The sequence below is a fragment of the Myroides sp. DW712 genome, assembly GCF_046557355.1.
Classification (GTDB): domain Bacteria; phylum Bacteroidota; class Bacteroidia; order Flavobacteriales; family Flavobacteriaceae; genus Flavobacterium.
Genome location: NZ_JBKFDO010000020.1, coordinates 1 through 22,446 on the forward strand (window position 1 = coordinate 1; position 22,446 = coordinate 22,446).

General features: G+C 36.6%; 23 protein-coding genes and 6 tRNA genes. 21 read left to right on the top strand and 8 right to left on the bottom strand.

Annotation, left to right across the window (positions count from 1 at the left end; all coding sequences use genetic code 11):
- The first annotated feature begins 484 nt into the window (after positions 1-484).
- The 7 genes from ACLJX0_RS13425 to ACLJX0_RS13455 all read left to right on the top strand — a co-directional run bounded on the left by ACLJX0_RS13425 (position 485) and on the right by ACLJX0_RS13455 (position 7,674).
- The gene (locus ACLJX0_RS13425) at positions 485-958 is read left to right on the top strand and encodes an Lrp/AsnC family transcriptional regulator (RefSeq protein ID WP_410881088.1); all 474 of its coding nucleotides are present in this window, start codon (positions 485-487) and stop codon (positions 956-958) included.
- Positions 959-960: 2 nt separating this feature from the next.
- Entirely contained in the window at positions 961-1,986 is a 1,026-nt protein-coding gene (locus ACLJX0_RS13430) for an EamA family transporter (protein WP_410881089.1), read from the top strand.
- 264 nt (positions 1,987-2,250) lie between these two features.
- Positions 2,251-4,005, top strand: coding sequence for a 30S ribosomal protein S1 (rpsA, locus tag ACLJX0_RS13435; RefSeq protein ID WP_410881090.1), 1,755 nt, complete (start codon positions 2,251-2,253; stop codon positions 4,003-4,005).
- Positions 4,006-4,148: 143 nt separating this feature from the next.
- A complete protein-coding gene (locus ACLJX0_RS13440) occupies positions 4,149-4,676 on the top strand; it encodes a GNAT family N-acetyltransferase (RefSeq protein WP_410881091.1) in 528 nt (175 codons plus the stop codon).
- 204 nt (positions 4,677-4,880) lie between these two features.
- Positions 4,881-5,681, top strand: coding sequence for a hypothetical protein (locus ACLJX0_RS13445; protein ID WP_410881092.1), 801 nt, complete (start codon positions 4,881-4,883; stop codon positions 5,679-5,681).
- Positions 5,681-6,472: a hypothetical protein gene (locus tag ACLJX0_RS13450; RefSeq protein ID WP_410881093.1), complete on the top strand. Its 792-nt coding sequence runs from the start codon at positions 5,681-5,683 to the stop codon at positions 6,470-6,472. Before ACLJX0_RS13445 ends, ACLJX0_RS13450 begins: the two co-directional genes overlap by 1 nt.
- A gap of 110 nt (positions 6,473-6,582) precedes the next feature.
- Positions 6,583-7,674, top strand: a complete 1,092-nt coding sequence (locus tag ACLJX0_RS13455) for a toxic anion resistance protein (RefSeq protein ID WP_410881094.1) — start codon at positions 6,583-6,585, stop codon at positions 7,672-7,674.
- A 52-nt stretch (positions 7,675-7,726) separates the two neighbouring features.
- On the opposite strand, the gene pepT is transcribed toward ACLJX0_RS13455, so the two are convergent.
- Positions 7,727-8,974: a peptidase T gene (gene pepT, locus ACLJX0_RS13460; protein ID WP_410881095.1), complete on the bottom strand. Its 1,248-nt coding sequence runs from the start codon at positions 8,972-8,974 to the stop codon at positions 7,727-7,729.
- Positions 8,975-9,173: 199 nt separating this feature from the next.
- Here pepT and ACLJX0_RS13465 point away from each other — a divergent pair, with 199 nt between their 5' ends.
- The 3 genes from ACLJX0_RS13465 to ACLJX0_RS13475 are packed head-to-tail and all read left to right on the top strand — an operon-like array spanning position 9,174 to position 11,575.
- Positions 9,174-9,989, top strand: a complete 816-nt coding sequence (locus tag ACLJX0_RS13465) for an alpha/beta hydrolase (protein WP_410881096.1) — start codon at positions 9,174-9,176, stop codon at positions 9,987-9,989.
- 9 nt (positions 9,990-9,998) lie between these two features.
- Positions 9,999-10,562: a pseudouridine synthase gene (locus ACLJX0_RS13470; RefSeq protein ID WP_410881097.1), complete on the top strand. Its 564-nt coding sequence runs from the start codon at positions 9,999-10,001 to the stop codon at positions 10,560-10,562.
- Positions 10,563-10,573: 11 nt separating this feature from the next.
- Positions 10,574-11,575, top strand: coding sequence for a cation diffusion facilitator family transporter (locus tag ACLJX0_RS13475; RefSeq protein WP_410881098.1), 1,002 nt, complete (start codon positions 10,574-10,576; stop codon positions 11,573-11,575).
- Here ACLJX0_RS13475 and ACLJX0_RS13480 read toward each other — a convergent pair.
- Positions 11,559-12,332, bottom strand: coding sequence for an ABC transporter ATP-binding protein (locus ACLJX0_RS13480; RefSeq protein WP_410881099.1), 774 nt, complete (start codon positions 12,330-12,332; stop codon positions 11,559-11,561). The two genes, ACLJX0_RS13475 and ACLJX0_RS13480, sit on opposite strands and share 17 nt — an antisense overlap.
- 167 nt (positions 12,333-12,499) lie before the next feature.
- Here ACLJX0_RS13480 and ACLJX0_RS13485 point away from each other — a divergent pair, with 167 nt between their 5' ends.
- Together ACLJX0_RS13485 and ACLJX0_RS13490 are read left to right on the top strand one after the other, a co-directional pair.
- Complete coding sequence (locus ACLJX0_RS13485) at positions 12,500-13,351, top strand: transketolase (protein WP_410881100.1); 852 nt, start codon at positions 12,500-12,502, stop codon at positions 13,349-13,351.
- Positions 13,352-13,373: 22 nt separating this feature from the next.
- Positions 13,374-14,336 carry a transketolase family protein gene (locus ACLJX0_RS13490; protein WP_410881101.1) on the top strand — a complete coding sequence of 321 codons (963 nt, stop codon included), beginning with the start codon at positions 13,374-13,376 and terminating at the stop codon, positions 14,334-14,336.
- Between the two features lie 119 nt (positions 14,337-14,455).
- On the opposite strand, the gene ACLJX0_RS13495 is transcribed toward ACLJX0_RS13490, so the two are convergent.
- On the bottom strand, positions 14,456-15,547 hold the full coding sequence (locus ACLJX0_RS13495) for a hypothetical protein (protein ID WP_410881102.1): 1,092 nt from the start codon (positions 15,545-15,547) through the stop codon (positions 14,456-14,458).
- A gap of 82 nt (positions 15,548-15,629) precedes the next feature.
- Between ACLJX0_RS13495 and ACLJX0_RS13500 the strand changes: the two genes are divergently transcribed.
- Genes ACLJX0_RS13500 through ACLJX0_RS13510 form a run of 3 tightly spaced genes read left to right on the top strand, consistent with a single transcriptional unit; the run spans position 15,630 to position 17,083 of the window.
- Positions 15,630-16,019, top strand: coding sequence for an RNA-binding S4 domain-containing protein (locus ACLJX0_RS13500; RefSeq protein WP_410881103.1), 390 nt, complete (start codon positions 15,630-15,632; stop codon positions 16,017-16,019).
- The gene (locus ACLJX0_RS13505; protein ID WP_410881104.1) at positions 16,006-16,611 is read left to right on the top strand and encodes a methyltransferase domain-containing protein; all 606 of its coding nucleotides are present in this window, start codon (positions 16,006-16,008) and stop codon (positions 16,609-16,611) included. Before ACLJX0_RS13500 ends, ACLJX0_RS13505 begins: the two co-directional genes overlap by 14 nt.
- Positions 16,586-17,083 carry a phosphoribosyltransferase family protein gene (locus ACLJX0_RS13510; protein WP_410881105.1) on the top strand — a complete coding sequence of 166 codons (498 nt, stop codon included), beginning with the start codon at positions 16,586-16,588 and terminating at the stop codon, positions 17,081-17,083. The genes ACLJX0_RS13505 and ACLJX0_RS13510 overlap by 26 nt, the downstream gene beginning before the upstream one ends.
- Here ACLJX0_RS13510 and ACLJX0_RS13515 read toward each other — a convergent pair.
- On the bottom strand, positions 17,080-17,601 hold the full coding sequence (locus ACLJX0_RS13515; protein WP_410881106.1) for a shikimate kinase: 522 nt from the start codon (positions 17,599-17,601) through the stop codon (positions 17,080-17,082). The two genes, ACLJX0_RS13510 and ACLJX0_RS13515, sit on opposite strands and share 4 nt — an antisense overlap.
- 139 nt (positions 17,602-17,740) lie before the next feature.
- Here ACLJX0_RS13515 and ACLJX0_RS13520 point away from each other — a divergent pair.
- The 6 genes from ACLJX0_RS13520 to ACLJX0_RS13545 all read left to right on the top strand — a co-directional run bounded on the left by ACLJX0_RS13520 (position 17,741) and on the right by ACLJX0_RS13545 (position 18,445).
- Positions 17,741-17,813, top strand: a tRNA-Lys gene (locus tag ACLJX0_RS13520).
- Positions 17,814-17,845: 32 nt separating this feature from the next.
- Positions 17,846-17,918 (top strand) — tRNA-Lys (locus tag ACLJX0_RS13525).
- 53 nt (positions 17,919-17,971) lie between these two features.
- Positions 17,972-18,044: transfer RNA gene (locus ACLJX0_RS13530), tRNA-Lys, on the top strand.
- Positions 18,045-18,082: 38 nt separating this feature from the next.
- A tRNA-Lys gene (locus tag ACLJX0_RS13535) sits at positions 18,083-18,155 on the top strand.
- A gap of 41 nt (positions 18,156-18,196) precedes the next feature.
- Positions 18,197-18,269 (top strand) — tRNA-Lys (locus tag ACLJX0_RS13540).
- 94 nt (positions 18,270-18,363) lie between these two features.
- Positions 18,364-18,445: transfer RNA gene (locus ACLJX0_RS13545), tRNA-Leu, on the top strand.
- Between the two features lie 98 nt (positions 18,446-18,543).
- On the opposite strand, the gene ACLJX0_RS13550 is transcribed toward ACLJX0_RS13545, so the two are convergent.
- The 4 genes from ACLJX0_RS13550 to gldJ all read right to left on the bottom strand — a co-directional run bounded on the left by ACLJX0_RS13550 (position 18,544) and on the right by gldJ (position 22,390).
- On the bottom strand, positions 18,544-18,846 hold the full coding sequence (locus ACLJX0_RS13550; protein WP_410881107.1) for a hypothetical protein: 303 nt from the start codon (positions 18,844-18,846) through the stop codon (positions 18,544-18,546).
- Between the two features lie 124 nt (positions 18,847-18,970).
- Positions 18,971-19,423 (bottom strand): NUDIX domain-containing protein, encoded by a 453-nt coding sequence (locus ACLJX0_RS13555; protein WP_410881108.1) that lies wholly within the window; start codon positions 19,421-19,423, stop codon positions 18,971-18,973.
- Between the two features lie 64 nt (positions 19,424-19,487).
- A complete protein-coding gene (locus tag ACLJX0_RS13560; protein ID WP_410881109.1) occupies positions 19,488-20,792 on the bottom strand; it encodes a UDP-N-acetylmuramoyl-tripeptide--D-alanyl-D-alanine ligase in 1,305 nt (434 codons plus the stop codon).
- A 68-nt stretch (positions 20,793-20,860) separates the two neighbouring features.
- Entirely contained in the window at positions 20,861-22,390 is a 1,530-nt protein-coding gene (gene gldJ, locus ACLJX0_RS13565; RefSeq protein ID WP_410881110.1) for a gliding motility lipoprotein GldJ, read from the bottom strand.
- Between the last annotated feature and the right edge of the window lie 56 nt (positions 22,391-22,446).

The following is a 22,446-nucleotide window of genomic DNA, read 5'->3' on the forward strand; positions in this document are numbered from 1 at the left end:
CCCATTTCGAACAGAGAAGTTAAGCCCGCTAGCGCAGATGGTACTGCCACATGGTGGGAGAGTATGTCGTCGCCCTTCTTTTAAAAGCCTGATTACGCAAGTAGTCAGGCTTTTTTTGTTTACAGTTGACAGTGAACGGTTTACGCTAGAGAAGGGAAATGGGAGATGAGTGTTTTCCTCACCTAACCTCACCTAATCCTCACCCAATATCACCCAATCCTCACAAACAACAAACCGAACGAAGTACAAAAGCCGAAAGCCAAACAACAAAAGTCAGCACGCTACTCACTTTTTACTACTCATTAAACATAATTATCAAATATGTTTTTTTTATCTTTTTTTATTGAGTAATCCTCAATATTTGATTTTAGTCCAGAATTTTTTTGTTTACAAATATTTAACTACCGAATAATATTCATTAAACTTTAAATATTTCCGTATATTATTCTTTTGTATTATCTTTGCCGTGTAAAACTAGAAAACAATGGAATATAAGTTGGATGAAATTGATTTGAAGATCTTGCGTATGATGCAAGACAATGCTCGAATCAATAATTCTGAATTAGCTCGTGAGCTTGGTATGGCACCTTCAGCTGTATTAGAACGTGTGAAGAAACTCGAACATAAGGATGCAATTGTTGCTTATCATGCCCGAGTGAATCCCAATGCGATTAATCAAAAGATGCTTTCTTTTATCTTTATTAAAGTAGATGAAATCATTGGAGATGAAAATACAGGAAAAGCTCTTGCTGAGATTCCAGAAGTTCTAGAAGTACACGATATAGCCGGGGATGATGGTTATATTGTAAAGGTGAGAACATCCGATTCGATTGCCCTTGTTCATTTAATGCGTAATTCTTTATCTAAAATAGATGGAATTATTTCAACAAGAACAATCATCGTCTTACAAACAGTAAAAGAAGATAATAAATTAATAATTCCAGATACATTAGAATAGTTATGAAAGCAGTAGCTACAAATCAAGCGAATAATAAAGTAGTACTTGGTGCCTATTTAGTAGTGTACTTTGTATGGGGATCTACTTTCTTTTTCATTCATAAAGCATTGAGTGATTTTACGCCCTTTGTTTTAGGTTCTTTGCGTTTTTTTGCAGCCAGCATGATTTTATTGACTTATTGTAAAATGCGTGGCTACAAGATTTTTAATAAACAGGTAGTAAAACAAGCTTGTATCACGGGGTTTTTATTGCTCTTTATTGATATGGGGGCTTTAATCTGGGCTGAACAACACGTGTCTAGCGGTATTGCCGCGATTATGGCAGCAGCAGCGGCCTTGTGGTTTATTATTTTAGACAAACCACAATGGAAACAAAATTTCTCAAGTTTGCCTATTATAGTAGGGTTAATTCTTGGTTTTGTTGGTGTAATTATGTTGTTTGCAGAACAGATTACTATTGCGGGAGATGAGAGTCAACGACTATTGAATATATTTTGTATGGTTTTATTGATTCTAGGATCAATCGCCTGGACTGTAGGATCGTTATATTCCAAATATTCAAAAGCAAAAAATGAAGACAAAGGAGAGGATTTACACGTGATGGTTAAAACATCTTGGCAAATGATTACTGCAGGAGTGTTGTTCACAATTGTTGCTTTATTGAATGGCGAGTATGCACAATTTGATATCTATGAAATTTCTGCATCAGGCTGGTTTTCTTTGGCGTATTTAATTACGTTTGGATCGATTTTAGCCTTTGGGTCTTACATTTGGTTGATTCAAAATAGACCTGTTACAGAGGTTAGTACGTATGCATATGTTAATCCGGTAGTGGCGGTAGCGTTGAGCTATTTCTTTACCGATGATATTATCACCAGTCTTCAAATTGGTGGATTAGTTGTTGTTTTGGCAAGTGTTGGATTAATGAATTGGGATCTTTACAAGGATAGTAAAATCTTTAAACGTGCGTTTTCTAAAAAGCGCGCAATATCCACACCAGACGAAGAACAATTAAATATGAGTAATTAATTCTTTTTTCATTATTATAAAATTGATTAGGCTAGCGGAGCGATTCGCTAGCTTTTTTTTTGTAAAACTTTCAAGGCGAGTTATTTGATTATAAAAAACATAGAAATATTTTTTTTACAATTAAAAAATATCGTACTTTTGCACAGCTTTTAGATCAGCGTAGTTTCCCTAAGAGTCAAAACATTATATATGTAAAACCACTTCTGTTCTTTATTGCTGAGTAACGAAACAAAATAATACAGAATACAAATTTTTTATCAGCATATGTCTGAAAACATCAAAACACAGGAAGAATTTTTAACTGATTTTAATTGGGATAACTATGAAAATGGTATCGATGCGGTTGATGAAGCACAATTAAAAGAGTTTGAAAGCTTAGTAGACAAAACTTTTATTTCTACAGATGACGAGGAAGTAGTTGAGGGAGTTGTTGTAAGAATCACTGACAGAGACGCAATTGTAGATATCAATGCTAAGTCTGAGGGTGTTATTTCATTAAACGAATTCCGTTACAATCCAAACTTAAAAGTAGGAGACAAAGTTGAAGTATTAATCGACGTTAGAGAAGATAAATACGGACAATTAGTTTTATCTCACAGAAAAGCTCGTACAATCAAAGCTTGGGATAGAGTTATTGCTGCACATGAGTCTGGAGAAATCGTTAATGGTTTCGTGAAATGTAGAACTAAAGGAGGTATGATCGTTGACGTATTCGGAATCGAAGCATTCTTACCAGGTTCTCAAATCGATGTTAAGCCTATTCGTGATTACGATCAGTATGTAAACAAAACAATGGAATTCAAAGTAGTTAAAATTAACCACGAATTCAAAAACGTTGTTGTATCTCACAAAGCGCTTATCGAAGCAGATATCGAAGTTCAGAAAAAAGAAATTATCGGTCAATTACAAAAAGGTCAAGTGTTAGAAGGTGTTGTTAAAAACATTACTTCTTACGGAGTATTCATTGACTTAGGAGGTGTTGACGGATTAATCCATATTACAGATTTATCTTGGTCAAGAATCAATCACCCAAGTGAGGTGTTAGAGTTAGATCAAAAATTAAATGTTGTAATTTTAGATTTCGATGACGAAAAAACAAGAATTCAATTAGGTTTAAAACAACTTTACGCTCACCCTTGGGATGCTTTAGATGCTAACTTAAGTGTTGGAGATAAAGTAAAAGGAAAGGTAGTTGTTTTAGCTGACTATGGTGCTTTCATCGAAGTTGCTGAAGGTGTTGAAGGTTTAATCCACGTTTCTGAAATGTCTTGGTCTACACACTTACGTTCAGCGCAAGATTTCGTAAAAGTTGGGGATGAAGTAGAGGCAGTTATCTTAACTCTTGATAGAGAAGAAAGAAAAATGTCTTTAGGTATTAAACAATTATCACAAGATCCTTGGACAGATATTACATCTAAATATCCAGTTGGATCTAAGCATTCAGGTATCGTTCGTAACTTTACTAACTTTGGTGTATTCGTTGAATTAGAGGAAGGAATTGATGGATTAATCTACATCTCTGACTTATCTTGGACGAAAAAAATCAAACACCCATCAGAGTTTGTAAACGTAGGGGATAAATTGGATGTTGTAGTGTTAGAGTTAGACGTTGAAGGACGTAAATTATCTTTAGGACACAAACAAACAACTGCTAACCCATGGGATAAATACGAAGATGCTTATGCAGTAGGTACAGTTCACAATGGTGAAATTTCTGAATTAGTTGACAAAGGAGCTACTGTAGTATTCGAAGAAGACGTTGTAGCTTTCATTCCAACTCGTCACTTAGAAAAAGAAGACGGTAAGAAATTGAAAAAAGGTGATGCAGCTGAGTTCAAAATCATTGAGTTCAATAAAGAATTCAAAAGAGTTGTAGCTTCACATACTGCTATCTTCCGCGAAGAAGAAGAGAAGAATGTGAAAACAGCTGAAACTTCAGCAAATACTAGTGAAAAAACAACTTTAGGAGATATCGATGCTCTTGCTGAGTTGAAAGAAAGAATGGAAAAAGGAAACTAATCCTTTCGCTATATAAGCTTAAAAGCCCTAACACATTGTGTTGGGGCTTTTTTTTATTTAGATAAATGAAGAAAGTATCCTTTTTTTGCGAATGAGCTATATCTTTGACGATTCGATACAATATAAATACAACAGTAACAAGTATGATAGAATTAAAACCTTTGTCAAAAGAAGATGTAAGGCATTTTTATATGTGGTTGAACGATGAAGAAGCGATTAAATATTCGTTGAGTCTTTTTCAGCGCTTAACCTCAAAAGAGCAAATAGATACCTGGTATGAAAGTTTGTTTGTCGAACAGAATGTCTACAATATCGGCGTGTTTTTAAAAACAACAGGGCAGTTAATAGGCTATGCTGGTCTAAGTGGTCTATCGAAGCTTAATCACAGCGGAGAGTACTTTATTTTTATTGGAGATAAGTCCCAGTGGGGAAAAGGAGTTGGAACAAAAGTAACAGAAGAAGTAGTTGCATATGGATTTGATGTATTGCAGTTGAATCGCATTATGCTTACGGTTTCTGAACTAAATTATGGTGGAGTAAAAGCATATGAAAGAGCAGGATTCACCGTTGAAGGTGTACTGAGAGAAGCCTGTTATCGCGATGGTGCTTATCACGATAAGATTGTCATGGCAATGTTGCGCTCCTCCTATGTAAAGAACAGCCAAGAATAAACCATTAAAAAAGAAAGTAGATGGTTCTCTAGTGGAAAAGATTGAAAAGGAAAACCAATTAGGCATAAATAAAGTTATTCGTTTTATTATGTTATTAAATGAATTAAATTATATTTGATAAGTCGTTATTTTAACTATAATTAATAATGTTTGTCGGAAATAAAGTGGATTTCTCTTTTTTTATTCACAGGAAATTAATGTTATATGGGAAGATATACTGATAGAAGTCGATTGTGGGAATTGTCTCATACATTTTCTTTATTCTCTGTATTGGTGGTTTGTTCACTTTTGACTTACGGTCTATTTGCGCCTTTAGTCATTTTGTTTGTTGGATACCAGGTGTCTTACTTTTCCTGGGTGATAAAGTCCTTGGTTGTATTAGCTATTCATACACTTGTTTCTCTTGTTATTTTATATGGATTTACTTCACAGGGAGGAGATGTTTTTGTAAAAACATTTCTTATCATGGCGGGTGGAGCTTATGTTTTTGTTGTGTTTTTGTCCTTTTATATTCGAGAGTATTTGGAGCGATTAGATTTGAAAAAATACATGAAGTTAGAAGCAGATGTGTCCTATAGTTATCGTGAAGTGAAAGATAGTATACGAAAATTACAAGCGCAGGAACCAGATGAAAAAGAGCTTTTTTTGGCTATGTTAGCTGGATTTCGAGCGAAAATAACGGATTCCACTATGCAGGATAATATAAAAAAAATGGAACATCTGGCTAGTTTAATTGTAGAAAAAGAAAAGGAAAGAAGTGGACTCTTTTTTCTTAAACATTCTTCTGCTTTAGAAAGTATAGTAAAACAGTATATTGAATTACAAGATTTGCCTTTAGTTGATCCAGAAACGGAACAGCTGAAAATAAAACTACGGGAAGTCATCGGGTTGTCTAGAAAAGCATTTGAAAATGAATTGCTAGCGCTGTTCGATGAAGAAATCATGTCGATGACTAGTGAAGCGGATTTTTATAGAAATTACGTCCAATCTAAAGGGTTAATATAATGGGATGGCTAACAGAAAAATCTGTACTATGGGAAATACGAAAAGGAAGTGTGCTCTTAGGGTGTTTATTGTTTCCTATTTTCCTCGTCTTTGGTATTTGGTATATGGGAAAACAAGCGAAAATGACCAAAATGATGCGTGGATTGTGGGGGGTAGGTGTTTTGTTTGTCCTTAATGTATTGAATGTTATTGTGATATGGATCACAATTAAGACTTCATTCACTATTAATGATACATTACATATGATTGTAAGTATGCTTTTGTTTGGAAGTTTTCTTTTTTATGCTGTAATTTTATTAAGTGCAAATGCTAGAGAGTTCTTGGAACGCGAGCACTTAAAAGAGTTTATGGAATTAGATTGGGAAGAATATGATTATCTTGCCCTTGTAAGAAATAAACAAATTCGAGAGGTAAAAACAATACCTAGTTTTGTGGAGGAGTTAAAACGTTGGGATGAGGCTATTTTAGATGAAAAAGTTTCTACGCAGATTATTGATTTAATAGCTTTAATGACTAAGGTAAATAGCCTTAAACAAGGACAAACTGAGTTGTTTATTGAACGACATGTTTTTTCTTTAACTAGTTTATTACGACAATTTCACCAAGTTGAATTAAGTAAATTAGAAGGGAATTCCATTCATCGCGTTAAAGAAAAATTAAGACAGACATTGGATATTGCGTTAAGTGCCATTCGGCAAGAGATATTGGTTGAATTAAGACATCAGAATCGCGCAGCGGAAGTAGAAGCTGATATTTATTTGACCTCTTTACGCAATGAAGGTTTACTCTAAAAAACTTTGACTCATTGGGTTTTGTTTGAAAAAGAGAAAACAAAAGTTAAAAATAGAAATAAATGATATTCGTTAACGCTTATAAAACTAGGATACGCTAGACATAGACTATGGAAAAAGATATTCAACAAATGCGCGCTGAAAATTTAGCAACAGAAGTTAAAGTCGAATTTACACCAGAAGAAGTCGCTAAAATTGAAAATTACAAAAAAGGTATTGATTTACGTAATACGACGCAAGTGATTCAATATGGCTCTAGTAGCCAATTAAAAGCCAGTACATTTGCTACAGAGATTTTAAAACAAGTGCAAACAAGGGACTTAGGAGAAACTTCGGGGCTTTTAGTATCTTTGAAAGAAGATGTTAAGTCATTTGAAGGAATTGCCAACAAGAAGAGCTTTTTTCCTTTTTTAGATTCCTTAAAGAAGAAAATTAGCCGATTACAAGCACAATACAGCAAAGTAGAGACCAATATTAATCAGATTGAACTTCAGCTGGAACGTCATTATAAGTTAATGATGAAAGATGTGGCTATGTTTGATAAGCTATTCGATGAGAATAAGAATTATTTTCAAGAATTATCTTTATACATTGCTGCAGGAGATGAAAAGTTACACGAATTAAATACGATTGAATTACCGCGTTTAAAAGCCGAAGTGGAACAGGAACAAGATCCTGCAAAAATTCAGGCCTATAAGGATTTAGAACAGCAAGTGGTTCGATTTGATCGCAAAGTACACGACCTGAAATTGACACGGATGATTATCTTACAGTCTTCTCCTCAAATTCGAGTGGTACAGAATAATAGCTTGATGTTGATGGAGAAATTACAATCGAGTATTGTCAATACCATTCCTTTGTGGAAGAATCAAATGATTTTGACTTTGGGTATTGCTCGATCTCAACAAGCGTTGAATGCGCAACAAGCCGTAACGGATGCGACAAATACGTTATTGACTAAAAATAGTGAAATGCTTAAGGATTCTACGCTTCGAATTGCCAAAGAAACGGAAAGAGGAATTGTAGATATTGAGACGATCCGTAAAGTTAATACGGATATTATTAGTACAATAGGCGAAATAGTTCGTATTCAGGAAGAAGGTAAAGTAAAACGCAGAGCGGTGGAAGTTGAATTACTCGAACAAGAGAATGAATTAAAGAAACATTTGATTGGTGCGGATACAGGAGTGAGAACAAAATAAAAACAAAAAGGAGATTCATTGAACCTCCTTTTTTTTATCTGAATAACTCGTTTTATTTTGCTGCATTTTGAGCAGTAAGCTCTGCAATCTTAACGATTACTTCTGTGGCTTTAACCATGCTTTCAACTGGTACATATTCGTATTTTCCGTGGAAGTTGTGTCCTCCAGCAAAAATATTCGGACATGGTAATCCCATATACGATAGTTGTGATCCATCAGTTCCTCCGCGAATTGCTTTGATTAAGGGTTTAATCCCTAAATCTTTCATCGCTTGTTCTGCCGTATCAACGATATGCATTACTGGTTCAACTTTTTGTTTCATGTTGAAGTATTGATCGCCAATTTCACAAGACACAATAGGACCTCCAAATTTTTTGTGGTGCTTTTTGTTGAATTTCTTCGCTAACTTCTCCACGAATACTTTTCTTTGTTCGTATTTTTTTAAGTTGTGATCGCGAATAATCAACTCTACAACTGATTCTTCAATACTTCCACTTACCGTGTGTACATGGAAAAACCCTTCGTATCCAGTTGTTTTTTGTGGTACTTCATCTTTAGGTAATTTATTGATGAATTTATTAGCCAAAAGAATAGAGTTAATCATCTTTCCTTTTGCATAGCCTGGGTGAACACTTTTTCCAGCGAACGTCAACTTAGCATATCCTGCGTTGAAGTTCTCGTATTCTAACTCTCCAATTTGACTTCCATCCATGGTATAGGCCCATTCAGCACCAAATTTCTTTACATCAAATAAATGCGCTCCACGACCGATTTCTTCATCTGGTGTAAAACCAATTCTGATTTTCCCGTGTTTAATTTCTGGATGTTGTACCAAGTATTCCATAGCCGAAACAATTTCCGTAATACCCGCTTTATCATCAGCGCCTAACAACGTAGTTCCGTCAGTGGTGATTAAGGTTTGTCCTTTATATTGTAATAGATCTTTAAAGTAAGAGGGCGATAAAATAATGTTTTGCTCTTTGTTTAAAACGATGTCTCCTCCATCGTAATTCGGCACAAGTTGTGGTTTTACGTTAGCGCCAGAAAAATCGGGTGAAGTGTCAAAGTGAGCAATAAAACCAATTGTTGGTACTTCGTGCTCTACATTGCTTGGCAAAGTAGCCATCACATATGCGTTTTCATCTATTGTTACGTCTTCTAGACCAATTTGTTTTAGTTCTTCAACTAATTTGTTTGCTAAATCCCATTGCTTTTCAGTACTTGGACAAGTTTGAGAAGAAGGATCAGACTCAGTATCAACAGTTACATAACTGATGAAACGATCAATAATATGCTGCATAGTATTAAATTTTATATCTAACAAAAGTATGAATTTATTAGCGGAATGCCTTACAATGTCCCAGCTTTTTCTCCTGCATCTAAGAAGAGAACACCAAGAATATTAGAATATCATTAGTATACTGTTTTTTTGAAAGCTTGCAATTATTTGAAAGCAAGTATTGTTGTATCTTTGATTTTTATTTAAAATATCATCGCAAATGAAGCATTTACTTTGTTTATTTACTTTGTTCATTGTGAATCTAGTGGGGGCTATTACTCCCATCAAGGAATATGTAGATACACCTGCAAATTCAAATTTTAAATATGAAGAGGTGTATATTGAAACGTCGGATAACTATGCGTTAAAGTCGTGGATTTTGTATGCCAAGGAGGAAAATAAACGCAATAGAACCTTGGTTTTGGCTTATGGAGATGCGGGAAATATGTCCTATTGGTTGAGACAAGCGATAGAAGTTGTCAACCAAGGCTATAATGTTGTACTATTTGATTATCGCGGATTTGGTGAGAGCCAAGTGTTTCCTCTAGATGAAGATCAATTGTATTACGATGAATTTGCTACCGATCTACAGGCTGTTGTATCCTATGCTAAAACAAAGTTTTCAACTAAAATTGGCGTTTGGGCTTTCTCTATGGGGACGATTTCCGCCGTGTTGACGTATGATGTTGAACCGTATGATTACTTACTTGCCGATGGTTTTGTAGTAAGTCCCAAAACGATTGCCAAGCGATTGGATGAATTCTTACAAAAAGAAACCAAACTACCTGAACCCGCTCGAGATTATGATAAAGCCTTGACGCGTTTATCCATTCCAGTGCTGTTTTTTGCAGGAGACCGTGATGGATTGACAACAGTACACGATAGTAATCGCGTTAAACCTTTAAATCCAAAAAGTCAAGTAGTGATGTTTAAAGGAGGACATTTACAAGGTTTTCAAGCGATGACAAATACCTATCACGGAGAAGGATATATCGATGCGATTAATTCGTTTTACGACAACACTTTTGAAAAGTAATCAATACAAATGGAACACAGACATTTTCTGCTATACAAGCCGCACGGGTATATCAGCCAATTTATTTATGAGAAAAAGAGAGCCAAACACAAATTAGGAGAGTTATTTGATTTTCCTGAAGGTACAATGGCTATCGGGCGCTTAGATGAACAGTCGGAAGGTTTGCTACTCTTGACCACTGATGGAATGACGAGTGAACGAGTGCGTGGAGAGAAATACGAGAAAGAATACTATGCTCAAGTCGATGGTCAAATCACGACTGAAGCTATTGAAATGTTGCGTAAGGGAGTGGAAATTGGAGTAAAAGGAGAAAAATACTGGACCAAAGAATGTGAGGTAGAGGCTTTAACTCATCTACCTGATTGGATTGGTGTAGGCAGGAGAATACGCGATGAAAGACATGGTCCAACGAGTTGGGTTCGCCTTGTTTTAACAGAAGGTAAGTTTCGACAAGTGCGTAAAATGACCGCTAGTGTTGGATTTCCTACCTTGCGTTTGGTGCGTGTTCGCATAGGAGATATTTCCCTAAAAGGATTAGCTGTAGGAGAAGTAAAAGAAGTAACAACAATATAAATACAAAGGGAATGCATAGTAAAGCCCATGAGAATTACCAATTTCAAAAAATAGTAGCTATCGTCGGAGTCCTTCTGTTTGTAATTAAACTAGTGGCTTGGTATATGACCCGATCTGTTGCTATTTTTACCGATGCGTTGGAAAGTGTAGTCAATGTAATTAGCGGATTTATAGGGTTGTATAGCCTTTATCTGTCCGCACAACCTCGTGATCGAAATCACCCTTATGGCCATGGAAAGGTGGAGTTTATTTCCGCTACCATTGAAGGAGGATTGATTGTGATGGCAGGAATTGCTATTATTTTTGAAGGGGTTCGAAACATTGTTAATCCACAGCCTATTGGACAATTGGATTATGGTATTTTGTTAGTCGCAGTAACGGCAGTAGTCAACTATATTTTGGGATGGTATGCTATAAAGAAAGGGAAAACCAATAAATCCTTAGCCTTAGTTGCTAGTGGGAAGCATCTGCAATCGGATACCTATTCAACGGTAGGTATTATCTTGGGGTTGTTGTTGCTCTACTTTACCAATCTGCATTGGTTGGATAGTGCTGTTGCTTTGATTTTTGCCTTTATTATTATTGTGACAGGATATAAAATTGTCCGTGGAGCCGTTTCAGGAATTATGGACGAAACGGATGAAGCTTTATTAAAAGAGGTAGTGGATTATTTGGAACTCAATCGCAAAGAGAATTGGATTGATTTACACAATATGCGCATCATCAAGTATGGGAGTGTTTTGCATTTTGACTGTCATATGACAGTGCCTTGGTACTTTACGATTGTAGAAGGGCACAAGGAAGTGGAATTGCTTGAAAAGGATATCAGTGAACACTTTGGAGACGATTTAGAACTTTTTGTACATATGGATGATTGCAAGACATTTTCTTGTAGTATATGCAGTAAACAAGACTGTCCATTTCGAAAAGAACCGTTCGTTGAACAAATCAAATGGACCATAGAAAACGTATCAAAGAACAAACGGCATACCCGTACTACAGGGAAAGAGTAAAGCGCTTGCTCGGTCTGTCAAATTGAAGGACATCATCTTGAAAAAAGTGATCAAAGACACCATTGGAAATTAGGTTTTCAATGGTGTTTTGCGTCGTATGATGTTCTTGTAAAACAAGGGCTTCATCCGCAAATTGAAGGGCTAATTCAATATCATGACTTGAAAAAAGAATGGTTTTTTGCTCTTTTTGAGTAAGGTATTGGAGTAATTGGTACAGTTTTACCTTGTGGTTTAAATCCAAGTGACTAGCAGGTTCATCTAAGACAATCAACGGTGTGTTTTGAGCTAAGGCTCGTGCAATACACACGCGTTGCAATTGTCCATCGCTTAAATGCAGGAGAGGCGATTGAACTAAGGTAGCAATAGAAGTCAAATCAATAGCTTTGTCAATCCAATAGGTATCTTCTGCCGTGCGCATGGATTTCCAATCGAGGTAAGGAGTACGACTAATTTGCAATACTTCAAGTACTGTTAATGAGGATGAGGGAATTGTATCAGTGAAAACCACACTCATTGCTTTGGCCAACGCACTGTTGCTATAAGAATTTAATTCCAGGCCGTTTAAAGTAATCGTTCCCGCTAAAGGATGTAGATGCCTTGTTAAGGTTCGTATTAATGTAGATTTTCCAATTCCATTAATCCCCAGTAAAGACGTTAAAGTTTGAGGGTGTAGTTGAAAATTGATGGCGTGTTGGATGGGAATCAACTGTTTTTTTCCTTGTAAATACCCAATCGTTAAGTCCTTTGTTTGTAGCATACTAGTCGTGTTAAGAGACGCAGTACAAACTTACTGCAAACTTTTTATCCTTTCGTGCCTAGTGGTGTAAAAAGATGATTTGTTGCGGTAGATTCATTTGATTATAAGAGAGAGTACAGTAAATAAGTTTTATATTTGTTGCGTAATAAATTTAGATTGTCGAAATAATGAAACCGAACACACAACAACTAACGGAGTTAACTACACAAGTAAGAAGAGATATTCTTAGAATGGTACATGCGGTGAATTCTGGACATCCAGGAGGTTCATTAGGGTGTGCTGAATACCTAGTGTCTTTGTATCAGTCGATTATGGCCCGCAAAGAAACATTTACAATGGATGGAGAAGGAGAAGATCTTTTCTTCTTGTCGAATGGACATATCTCTCCTGTATTTTACAGTGTATTAGCCCGTAGTGGATATTTCCCAGTACAAGAATTAGCTACATTTAGAAAGTTAAATACACGCTTACAAGGACATCCTTGTACGCATGATAACTTACCTGGTGTACGCGTGGCTTCAGGATCTTTAGGACAAGGATTATCCGTAGGAATTGGAGCGGCTCAAGTGAAAAAGTTAAACAAGGATGAACACTTGGTTTATGTTCTTTTAGGAGATGGTGAACTTCAAGAAGGTCAGAATTGGGAAGCAATCATGTATGCTTCTGCAAATAAAGTAGATAACTTAATTGCGACAGTTGATTTAAACGGTAAACAAATTGATGGACCTACGGAGGCTGTATTGAATTTAGGGTCGATGAAAGCGAAATTTGAAGCGTTTGATTGGACCGTAATTGAAATCAAAGAAGGAAACTCAATTGCGGCTATTTTAAAAGGATACGAACAAGCAAAAGCCTTAACGAAACAAGGAAAGCCAGTTTGTGTATTGTTGCATACTGAAATGGGGAATGGAGTGGACTTCATGATGGGGACTCATGCGTGGCATGGAAAAGCACCGAACGATGCACAGTTGGAAGAAGCTTTGAAACAAAATCCAGAAACTTCATTGGGAGATTATTAATCAAGTTGACGTTAGAATTATCATGAAAAAATATACAAATACAGGGAGTAAAGATACACGTTCAGGTTTTGGAGCTGGACTAACAGAATTAGGACAAAAGAATGAAAATGTAGTAGCTTTGTGTGCGGACTTAATTGGATCGTTGAAAATGGATGATTTCAAAAAGAATCACCCAGCGCGTTTCTTTCAAGTGGGAATTGCAGAAGCGAATATGATTGGAATCGCAGCGGGGATGACTATTGGTGGAAAAATTCCTTTTACAGGAACGTTTGCCAATTTCTCTACAGGGCGCGTATATGATCAAATTCGTCAATCCGTAGCGTATTCAGAGAAGAATGTAAAAATATGTGCTTCACATGCTGGATTAACCTTAGGTGAAGATGGAGCTACTCACCAAATTTTAGAAGATATCGGTTTGATGAAAATGTTGCCAGGGATGACCGTAATCAATACGTGTGATTACAATCAAACCAAAGCGGCTACTTTGGCAATCGCAGATTATGATGGTCCTGTTTACTTGCGTTTTGGACGTCCTGTAGTACCTAACTTTATGCCAGAAAATGAGAAGTTTGAAATCGGGAAAGCTATTCTTTTACAAGAAGGAAAAGATGTAACAATTATTGCAACTGGACATTTGGTATGGGAAGCTTTATTGGCAGCGGAAACGTTAGAGGCAAAGGGAATTAGTGCAGAAGTGATCAATATTCACACCATTAAACCCTTAGATGAGGAGGCAATTTTGCGTTCTGTAGCTAAAACGGGATGTGTAGTGACGGCAGAAGAGCACAACTTCTTAGGAGGTTTAGGCGAAAGTGTTGCTCGGGTTTTAGTAGAAAATAATCCTCTACCACAAGAATTTGTTGCGGTACAAGATACGTTTGGAGAATCAGGTACCCCAGATGAGCTAATGGAGAAATATGGGCTTAAAGCAAGTAATATTGTAGAAAAAGCAGAAGCTGTTATCAATAGAAAGTTTAAAAGATAATCAAGTATAGATTGCAAAGAGGGTATCCGAAAGGATGCCCTCTTTTTTTGGTGCTGTCAATAAAAAAAGCAGTTGAAGATAATTCAACTGCTTTTTTGTATGGTATAGAAAATATCTATTTATTTCGTAGGCCAAACCCATTCGCCGTCCACCATAAATGGTTTACAGGCAGCATCTAGATAGCGTGGTGTACCTGAACATGATTTTAACTCAGGAGCATCATAGCTGTAGTGTTTGATTTTGCCATTGGCGTCTTTGTATTGTAATTCGATGCGTGTAGGAACTCCATCACCATCATCATCAACATCTAGGAAGTTTGGAACTCCATTGTTATTGGTATCTAATTCAAAATAATCGTGAACAGTTAATTCCGTTCCTATTTTTTCTGGTTTAACTTCGTATTTAGAAGGAATACCATCTAAATCGTGATCTCTTTCAAAAGCAGAAACGAGTGTTAGGTCTGTAATATAAGGTTGATATGCTTTTAACGTGGAATAACCAGAACTGAATTGACCTACCCCTGCAGGGATAAACGCGATAATGCGCCCAGCAGTAGATTCGTCAAACGAAATCGTACCATCAGGATTAATACCCGCTTCTAAAGCCGTTTTTACAAAACGCAGCACTTGACGCTCACCTGTATACATACGAAGTGGAGCTGTTGCTGTTCCTCTTAATTCTGCAATCGTAGTAGGAAAGGAATAAAACCCTCCCGTATTCGGGTGATTTAAGGAAGCTACTTTTTCATTTTTTAAAGTGAAATTGTTTCGCTTTACAAAAATAGAGTCAATTGGCGAACTGGTGTTTCCTGCTCCTTCATTTAGTACGAGATAGTATATTTTATATTTAACCGTATCAGCAGATTTGGCATATTTGAAAATATTTTTCGTACGATCATAAGGATCTGGTAGTGAAAATGCGGTATAATCTTCATTGTTCATCACAATAGATTTCAAACGACTATCTTCAAAAATAGTAGGTTGATTTTTGTAGTTTGGATTCGTTATACTGTCAAAAGAAATAATACCATCACGCTCAATCATGTAATTGTTCTTCAAATACTTTTCGATTGAAGAGATGTTTTCCGTATAAACTTCTTTGGAATCTCTAAGTGGCACAACGGGTAAACTTCCAGAATCATCGCTCTTATTACAGTTTGTAAGTGTGAGAGCAATCGTTAAGATGCCTAAAATAGAAAATAGTCTATTCATTATTTTTGAATTATTTTAGTAGTGCAAGATACAATTTTACTTTATTTTTGTCTTGATTATTGAATAATTTTAATATTTAATTATGCGTATTGACAAGTATTTGTGGTGTGTACGGTATTATAAAACGAGAAACATAGCAACCGAAGCTTGTAAGAAGGGACATATTACAGTAAATGGACAAACAGTAAAGCCTTCGAGAGAAGTTTTTCCAACGGATAAAATTACGTTGAGAAGAGATCAAATTGTGTATAAATTGACTGTATTGGACATCCCTCAAAGTAGAGTGGGGGCCAAATTAGTGGATATTTACCGAAAAGATGAGACGCCAGCGGAGGCTTTTGAACATTTAGATTTATTGCGTCAAACCAAAGAGTACTACCGTGCAAAGGGCACAGGAAGACCTACAAAAAAAGACCGTCGAGATATTGATGGATATTTAGATCACGAAGATTATGACGATGACTTGGAATAAGGACTATTGGGAAGATCGCTATGCAAAAAAAGAGGATTTTTGGAACTCGAAAGCAATTACTACTCCATTAAAGGCATATATCGATCAAGTAAAGGATAAAACGTTATATGTATTAGTTCCTGGTGTTGGGCATGGACATGAGTTGGTTTATTTGGTTCAACAGGGATTTTCCCAAAGTAAAGGATTGGATTTTACCACAATGGCCTTTGAAGAGACCCTTAAAAGTGAACCCAGTTTGTCAATAGATCACGTCATTGTAGGAGATTTTTTTACACACGAAGGGACGTACGACTTGATTATAGAGCAAACCTTCTTTTGTTCGCTACCTCTAGATAAAAGAAAAGACTACGTACAAAAAATGCACGAGTTACTTCGACCTGAAGGAAAATTAGTAGGTTTGTTGTTTGATACGGTGTTTGATACAGCAACACCCCCTTTCGGAGGAAGTAAAGCAGAATATAAGGCGTTGTTTGAACCTTATTTTACGATTGAAGTAATGGAACGCGCATATAATTCTATTAAACCCAGACAAGATCGAGAATTGTTTATTATATTAAAGAAAAAACATGGCACAAAAAATCATTTTAAATAAAGAGCAAATTGGATTTAAAACCAAGCGTATTGCCTATCAGATTTACGAAACTTTTTCAGAAGAACAAGAGATTGTAATTGCTGGGGTAGCCAATAGTGGATTCACCTTTGCTCAAAAAATTGCCAGCGTACTAGAAGAAATTGCGGATATTCAAGTGAAGCTGTGTGAAGTGGAAATTGATAAAGCGAATCCCATTAATCCTATTCGAACGTCTTTAACTCCAGCAGAATATACAGGAAAAGCGATTGTATTAGTGGATGATGTTTTAAATTCTGGGGCTACACTGATTTATGGGGTAAAACACTTTTTAGATGTACCCGTAAAGAAGATGAAAACGGCTGTTTTAATTGATAGAAATCACAAAACCTATCCCATTAAAGCCGATTATAAAGGGTTGTCTTTATCTACTTCTTTGTTGGAGCACATTCAGGTGGTGTTTACGGCGGAAGATGAGTATGCGTATCTAAGCTAATTGTTGAGGATTGTTGTAATTTCTTGTACAATTTGGTCCACCGTTTTATTATCTACAGTCACGATGTGTTTGGCCTGATGGTAAAAATAGCTGCGATCAAACAAGTGTTTTGCTATAAAAGTTTCAAGAGTATCTTCTGTGTTGGTTTGCAATATAGGACGATGCTCTTTTTCTTTTTCAAGGCGTTGGGTGAGCGTTTGTATAGATGCCTTTAAATAAAAGGATTCTATGCCCTCTTGTTGCAAAACGAGGTGATTGTTGGCATAACAGGGAGTTCCTCCTCCTAAGCTAATAATAGCGCGTTCTTCTTGCTGTAAAAGTTGTTGTAAAACCTGGTATTCCATTTTTCGAAAGAACACCTCCCCTTTTTTAGCAAAAATTGTGGTAATTTTTTGTTGTTGCTGTTTTTCAATTTCATGGTCTAGATCATAGGACGGAAGTCGGAGTTCTTCTGCTAATTGTTGAGCAATTGTTGATTTTCCTGCGCCCATATAACCTAAAATAATTATTTTTTCCATAAAATAAGGGGTTGTAAAATAGTGAGTTATGCAAAAATAGCCCGTTTTTAGGGGATATTGTTGACAAAAATAAAACAAAAACATGATGTTTTTTAAAAAAAACATTCTATATTTGCACCCGCAATCAGGAATTGATTTAGACTCGATAGCTCAGTTGGTAGAGCACAACACTTTTAATGTTGGGGTCCTGGGTTCGAGCCCCAGTCGGGTCACAAAAATTCTAATACAATTTAATGATTGCAATGACTCGATAGCTCAGTTGGTAGAGCACAACACTTTTAATGTTGGGGTCCTGGGTTCGAGCCCCAGTCGGGTCACAAAAAAAACATACTTTTATAAAATACAATGTAGTTCGGTTTCGAATTACAATGACTCGATAGCTCAGTTGGTAGAGCACAACACTTTTAATGTTGGGGTCCTGGGTTCGAGCCCCAGTCGGGTCACATATTTTATAAAAAACATACAATTTTATAGTTGTAATGACTCGATAGCTCAGTTGGTAGAGCACAACACTTTTAATGTTGGGGTCCTGGGTTCGAGCCCCAGTCGGGTCACATTACTTTTATAAAAATATACGTACAAGGTAACTTGTAACGACTCGATAGCTCAGTTGGTAGAGCACAACACTTTTAATGTTGGGGTCCTGGGTTCGAGCCCCAGTCGGGTCACAAAAGCTATTCTTCATCGAATGGCTTTTTTTAATCGCTGGAATCAAAATGCCGTATTATTTTACTACATTTGAGCCAGTAAAAATCCAATACAGGCCGGGTGGAGGAATTGGTAGACTCGCCATCTTGAGGGGGTGGTGTCGCAAGACGTATGGGTTCGAGTCCCATTCCGGTCACAAAAAAAGCATCGAAAATATATTTTCGATGCTTTTTTATTTGTTTTTGTGTCATTTGTAGGGGGGAGTAATCCGATTTTTTTAGGACTTCTAACTCTCTATACACGCGGTCTTAACTTGAGGTAGCTGTTTTTTCCCAATGTAATATAGTAAATAGCCAGAATGGGATTGGTGCCACTTAAATCAAAAAATAATGTTTCGCCTTGTTGAAGGTGGAAGGTTTCTTTATTTGATCTACACCAATCGATTTTGGCACATAAGGTATGGTGTCCTGGTTGAAGATCAAATGCTTTAGTTTCTCCGTCTTTTATTTCGCCTATTTTTTGATCTCCACAATATAGGGCTATACTTCTAAGTTTGTTCGAAAATTCAGCATTTCGTTTAATTACAATTTGTGACATGGTTAGGTATTATTAAGATTTGATTGTGTAATGTGAATATACCTTTTTATAAGGTAGAAAAGTAAAAGGTGTGGTATAAAAAAAGGATAAGCTTCTTGCGCTTATCCTTGGGTATGTTGGGAAATTACAGTCTTTCAAAATACTTCATGAAAAGGGTCACAATAGGATGATGAACTTCCATAATATCATCTGTAGAAAAAGCGGATAACGGAAACCATTGTAGTGCTTTAATATCGTCTTTGGCTTGAATATCTTTCGTTGTTGTTGGAATTTCCAACAGGTATAAATGGGTGATGATTTTGTCTTTGTGGTTTCGGTAACGCGGATCATCGATTTTCGTAGAGCCTAAGTAACGGATCTCATCTGGAGTAGCCACGAGATTCGTTTCTTCGAATAACTCTCTTACAGCGGCTGATTCATAGCTAGAATCATCCGCATCGACAAATCCACCGACAAATCTCCATTTGGGCTCGTGTTCCTTTTTGCCTAGTAATAGGGAATAGGTTTGGTCTGCATTTACGCGCAGTACCGCAATATCCACTGTGGGTATTGCGTTGGGATAAACTTTTTCTTGCATTTTTGTTGTTTTTGTAGCCATGAAGGTAAAACAAAAAAGGCTGAAATTCCTTCCAGCCTTTGTATTATTTTAAAAAGGAAATGATCTTTTCCAAAGCCATGCCTCTAGAACCTTTAATTAAAACGGTGTGCTGCGCAAGTAACTGCGCTACTTCTTCATATTGTGCGAAGAAATCAGCAAGGGTTTCAAAAAAATAAATTTGCTGGGATTCAGAAGCGTCTTTTACTTTTGAAAATTCTTTTCCAATGAAAAAAGCCTGCTCAAAAGTTGTTGCTGCTACTTGTTGCACGATGTTTTTGTGTTCTTTTACACTAGCTGTTCCCAATTCAAACATATCGCCTAAAATGTAAATTTTTGGGGTAGTTGTAGGTAATTGCTCAAAGTTCGCAATAGCGAGCTCCATGCTTGACGGGTTAGCATTATAGGCGTCCAATAGTATGGTAAAAGCTTCTTGTTTAATCCATTGGGAGCGATTATTGGTGGGAATATAGTCGTGAATGGCTTGACTTGCTTCTTCTAATTCAACACCAAAATATCGACCAATAGCTACAGCAGCAGCCATATTAGTTGCATTATATTGACCGGTTAAGTGAGACGCGATGCGTTGTTCACCCAGTAGAATAGTGGCTACTTCCGTCTGTTCAATAAGTTCTATTTCTACATTGGGTTCTGTCTCTTTTGAGCCAAAAGTAAATCGAGAAAAGGTCATGGTTTTAGCGTCTTGTCTAGGATCATCTGCATTGACAAACGCCATTTTGTGGTTGTCTTCCAAGTAATCGTACAGTTCACTTTTTCCTTTAATAACGCCTTCGAAGCCGCCAAATCCCTCCAAATGCGCTTTGCCAAAATTGGTGATATACCCATAATCTGGTTGAGCGATGGTACATAAGAGTGCAATTTCGTTGAGGTGATTGGCTCCCATTTCGACGATTCCAATATCCGTTTCATCGTCAAATTGAAGCAAGGTCAATGGAACACCGATGTGGTTGTTGTAATTTCCTTGCGTCGCTTTAACGTTGTATTTTTGACTTAAAACCGCTTTGATTAACTCTTTGGTGGTGGTTTTTCCATTACTACCTGTTAAAGCAATAATTGGAAGTCCTAGTTGCTGTCTGTGGTAGTTGGCCAATTGTTGTAAGGCTTGTAATGCATTCGGTACCAAAAACATTTTGTCTCGATCCGTAAGAAGTTTTGGATTGTCCATAATCACATAACGAGCCCCTTTGTCTAAAGCCTCTTGCGCAAATTCATTAGCGTCAAAGTTGTCGCCTTTTAGAGCGAAAAAAAGACTATTGAGTGTAATATTTCTTGTGTCAATTGATATGCCGTCAGCTTCCGTGAAGCAGCTGTATAATTCCTGTATATTCATCCGTCAAAAATAAAAAAAAAGTCCTAATCAAAATTAGGACTTTTAAAAGAAATATAGGTTATCTTATTTTAGTTTTTCGTTTTGCGAATCACTTGCTTTTGACCCACTTTAGTCATAGCTAAACGGAATCCAATATAATCTGTTGCTTGATCTTCTGGATAGAATCTTCTTGTAGCTGGATCTAACCAGTACGCTCTATCTTTCCAAGACCCCCCTTTAATTACACGACTTTTCTCGTTGTAAATCGTTGAAATTTGGTTTCCTTTCTTGTTTGTTCTAGTTGTTTCTGCTAATGCTTCTACGTCTTCCTCCCCATTGTTTTGTTGTACATCTGCATCATAGGCAATTTGTGAAACTTGTCCAGGTAAGTTGCGTACACGTAAACGTCCGTTTGATAAGGTATCAAATTTAACGGATTGGTCGGTTACGATTTGTGGTTTTCCATCAGGACCAATTTGGTTTTTGTAGTAAATGTTCCCTTTGAAGAAGTTAAAATCGGTATCGATTTGATCAATTTGAGGATCGTAAACATCTGCGACCCATTCTGCTACGTTACCTGCCATGTCATATAAACCGAAATCGTTTGGAGCGTATGATTTTACAGCATTAGTAATGTCTGCGTTATCTGTTGCCCAACCTGCGATTCCACCGTAGTCTCCACGACCTTGCTTGAAGTTAGCATATTGAGATTTTAATGTATTGTTGCGTTTTTTTCCTGCTTTTTTCGTAGGATTTTCCCAAGGATATGTTTTTCTTCCTTGGTAGTTGTTGTATTCTCTTGTACCAGCCATTCCAATTGCTGCATATTCCCATTCTGCCTCTGTAGGTAGACGGTATTCAGCGGTGAAAAGACCATAGTTCATTGTTGCGTAAAGATTTTTCTCTCCGTCTCTTGCTTTGTTTTTTACCCCGCGATATACGATGTCTGTATTTCCACCGTAAACGGCTTCAGGATTTGCTAAATAAGTTTCTGTACTAAAGTGCGCGTCAGCATAAGCTTCCATAATCTTAGCATCTTTTTTCAGATAACCAGCACGCTCTAACGTTAATTCATTCACGCGGTCTGTTCTCCATTTCGCATAGTCATTCGCTTGCAACCAAGTTACACCAACTACAGGATAGTTTGCATAGGCAGGGTGTCTTAAATAACTAGAAATTAATGTTTCATTGAAACCAGAACCACTTCTCCAAACCGTTGTGTCAGGTAAAGCACTTTTGTAGATTTCTGCATAAACTTGATTTGTAGGAGGAAAAACACTCTTTAACCAGTATAAGTACTCGTTATAAGCAATGTTTGTTGTTTCAGCTTCATCAAGGTAGAATGATTGCACGTACTGCTGTTTAGGATTGTTGTTCCAATCAGCCATGATGTCATCTTGCACTCTTCCCATTGTAAAAGCACCCCCTTCAATGGATACCATACCCTTAGGATTCTGCTGTTCAAAATTCGTGTTGTACTGAAAGCCTCCTTTTTTATCATTTATTTTCCAACCAGTAGCAGAAGAAACTCCATTATTTGTGTTGCTGCAACTCGTTAAACCAACTGTAGCTAGTAGGCCAGCAAGCAGTTGTAAAGTCATAAGTCTATTAATCTTCATGTTAAAAACGGGTAAATAATTTGACGCAATATAAGAATTAACGATTAATTAGCAAT

Coding starts and splice junctions, on each gene's coding strand:
- ACLJX0_RS13485 (WP_410881100.1), top strand. CDS start 12,500: ATGAAACCGAACACACAACAACTAACGGAGTTAACTACACAAGTAAGA.
- ACLJX0_RS13505 (WP_410881104.1), top strand. CDS start 16,006: ATGACTTGGAATAAGGACTATTGGGAAGATCGCTATGCAAAAAAAGAG.
- ACLJX0_RS13475 (WP_410881098.1), top strand. CDS start 10,574: ATGCATAGTAAAGCCCATGAGAATTACCAATTTCAAAAAATAGTAGCT.
- gldJ (WP_410881110.1), bottom strand. CDS start 22,390: ATGAAGATTAATAGACTTATGACTTTACAACTGCTTGCTGGCCTACTA.
- ACLJX0_RS13560 (WP_410881109.1), bottom strand. CDS start 20,792: ATGAATATACAGGAATTATACAGCTGCTTCACGGAAGCTGACGGCATA.
- ACLJX0_RS13550 (WP_410881107.1), bottom strand. CDS start 18,846: ATGTCACAAATTGTAATTAAACGAAATGCTGAATTTTCGAACAAACTT.
- ACLJX0_RS13465 (WP_410881096.1), top strand. CDS start 9,174: ATGAAGCATTTACTTTGTTTATTTACTTTGTTCATTGTGAATCTAGTG.
- ACLJX0_RS13450 (WP_410881093.1), top strand. CDS start 5,681: ATGGGATGGCTAACAGAAAAATCTGTACTATGGGAAATACGAAAAGGA.
- ACLJX0_RS13470 (WP_410881097.1), top strand. CDS start 9,999: ATGGAACACAGACATTTTCTGCTATACAAGCCGCACGGGTATATCAGC.
- ACLJX0_RS13490 (WP_410881101.1), top strand. CDS start 13,374: ATGAAAAAATATACAAATACAGGGAGTAAAGATACACGTTCAGGTTTT.
- ACLJX0_RS13555 (WP_410881108.1), bottom strand. CDS start 19,423: ATGCAAGAAAAAGTTTATCCCAACGCAATACCCACAGTGGATATTGCG.
- ACLJX0_RS13500 (WP_410881103.1), top strand. CDS start 15,630: ATGCGTATTGACAAGTATTTGTGGTGTGTACGGTATTATAAAACGAGA.
- ACLJX0_RS13430 (WP_410881089.1), top strand. CDS start 961: ATGAAAGCAGTAGCTACAAATCAAGCGAATAATAAAGTAGTACTTGGT.
- ACLJX0_RS13515 (WP_410881106.1), bottom strand. CDS start 17,601: ATGGAAAAAATAATTATTTTAGGTTATATGGGCGCAGGAAAATCAACA.
- ACLJX0_RS13455 (WP_410881094.1), top strand. CDS start 6,583: ATGGAAAAAGATATTCAACAAATGCGCGCTGAAAATTTAGCAACAGAA.
- ACLJX0_RS13440 (WP_410881091.1), top strand. CDS start 4,149: ATGATAGAATTAAAACCTTTGTCAAAAGAAGATGTAAGGCATTTTTAT.
- ACLJX0_RS13495 (WP_410881102.1), bottom strand. CDS start 15,547: ATGAATAGACTATTTTCTATTTTAGGCATCTTAACGATTGCTCTCACA.
- pepT (WP_410881095.1), bottom strand. CDS start 8,974: ATGCAGCATATTATTGATCGTTTCATCAGTTATGTAACTGTTGATACT.
- ACLJX0_RS13480 (WP_410881099.1), bottom strand. CDS start 12,332: ATGCTACAAACAAAGGACTTAACGATTGGGTATTTACAAGGAAAAAAA.
- ACLJX0_RS13510 (WP_410881105.1), top strand. CDS start 16,586: ATGGCACAAAAAATCATTTTAAATAAAGAGCAAATTGGATTTAAAACC.
- ACLJX0_RS13425 (WP_410881088.1), top strand. CDS start 485: ATGGAATATAAGTTGGATGAAATTGATTTGAAGATCTTGCGTATGATG.
- ACLJX0_RS13445 (WP_410881092.1), top strand. CDS start 4,881: ATGGGAAGATATACTGATAGAAGTCGATTGTGGGAATTGTCTCATACA.
- rpsA (WP_410881090.1), top strand. CDS start 2,251: ATGTCTGAAAACATCAAAACACAGGAAGAATTTTTAACTGATTTTAAT.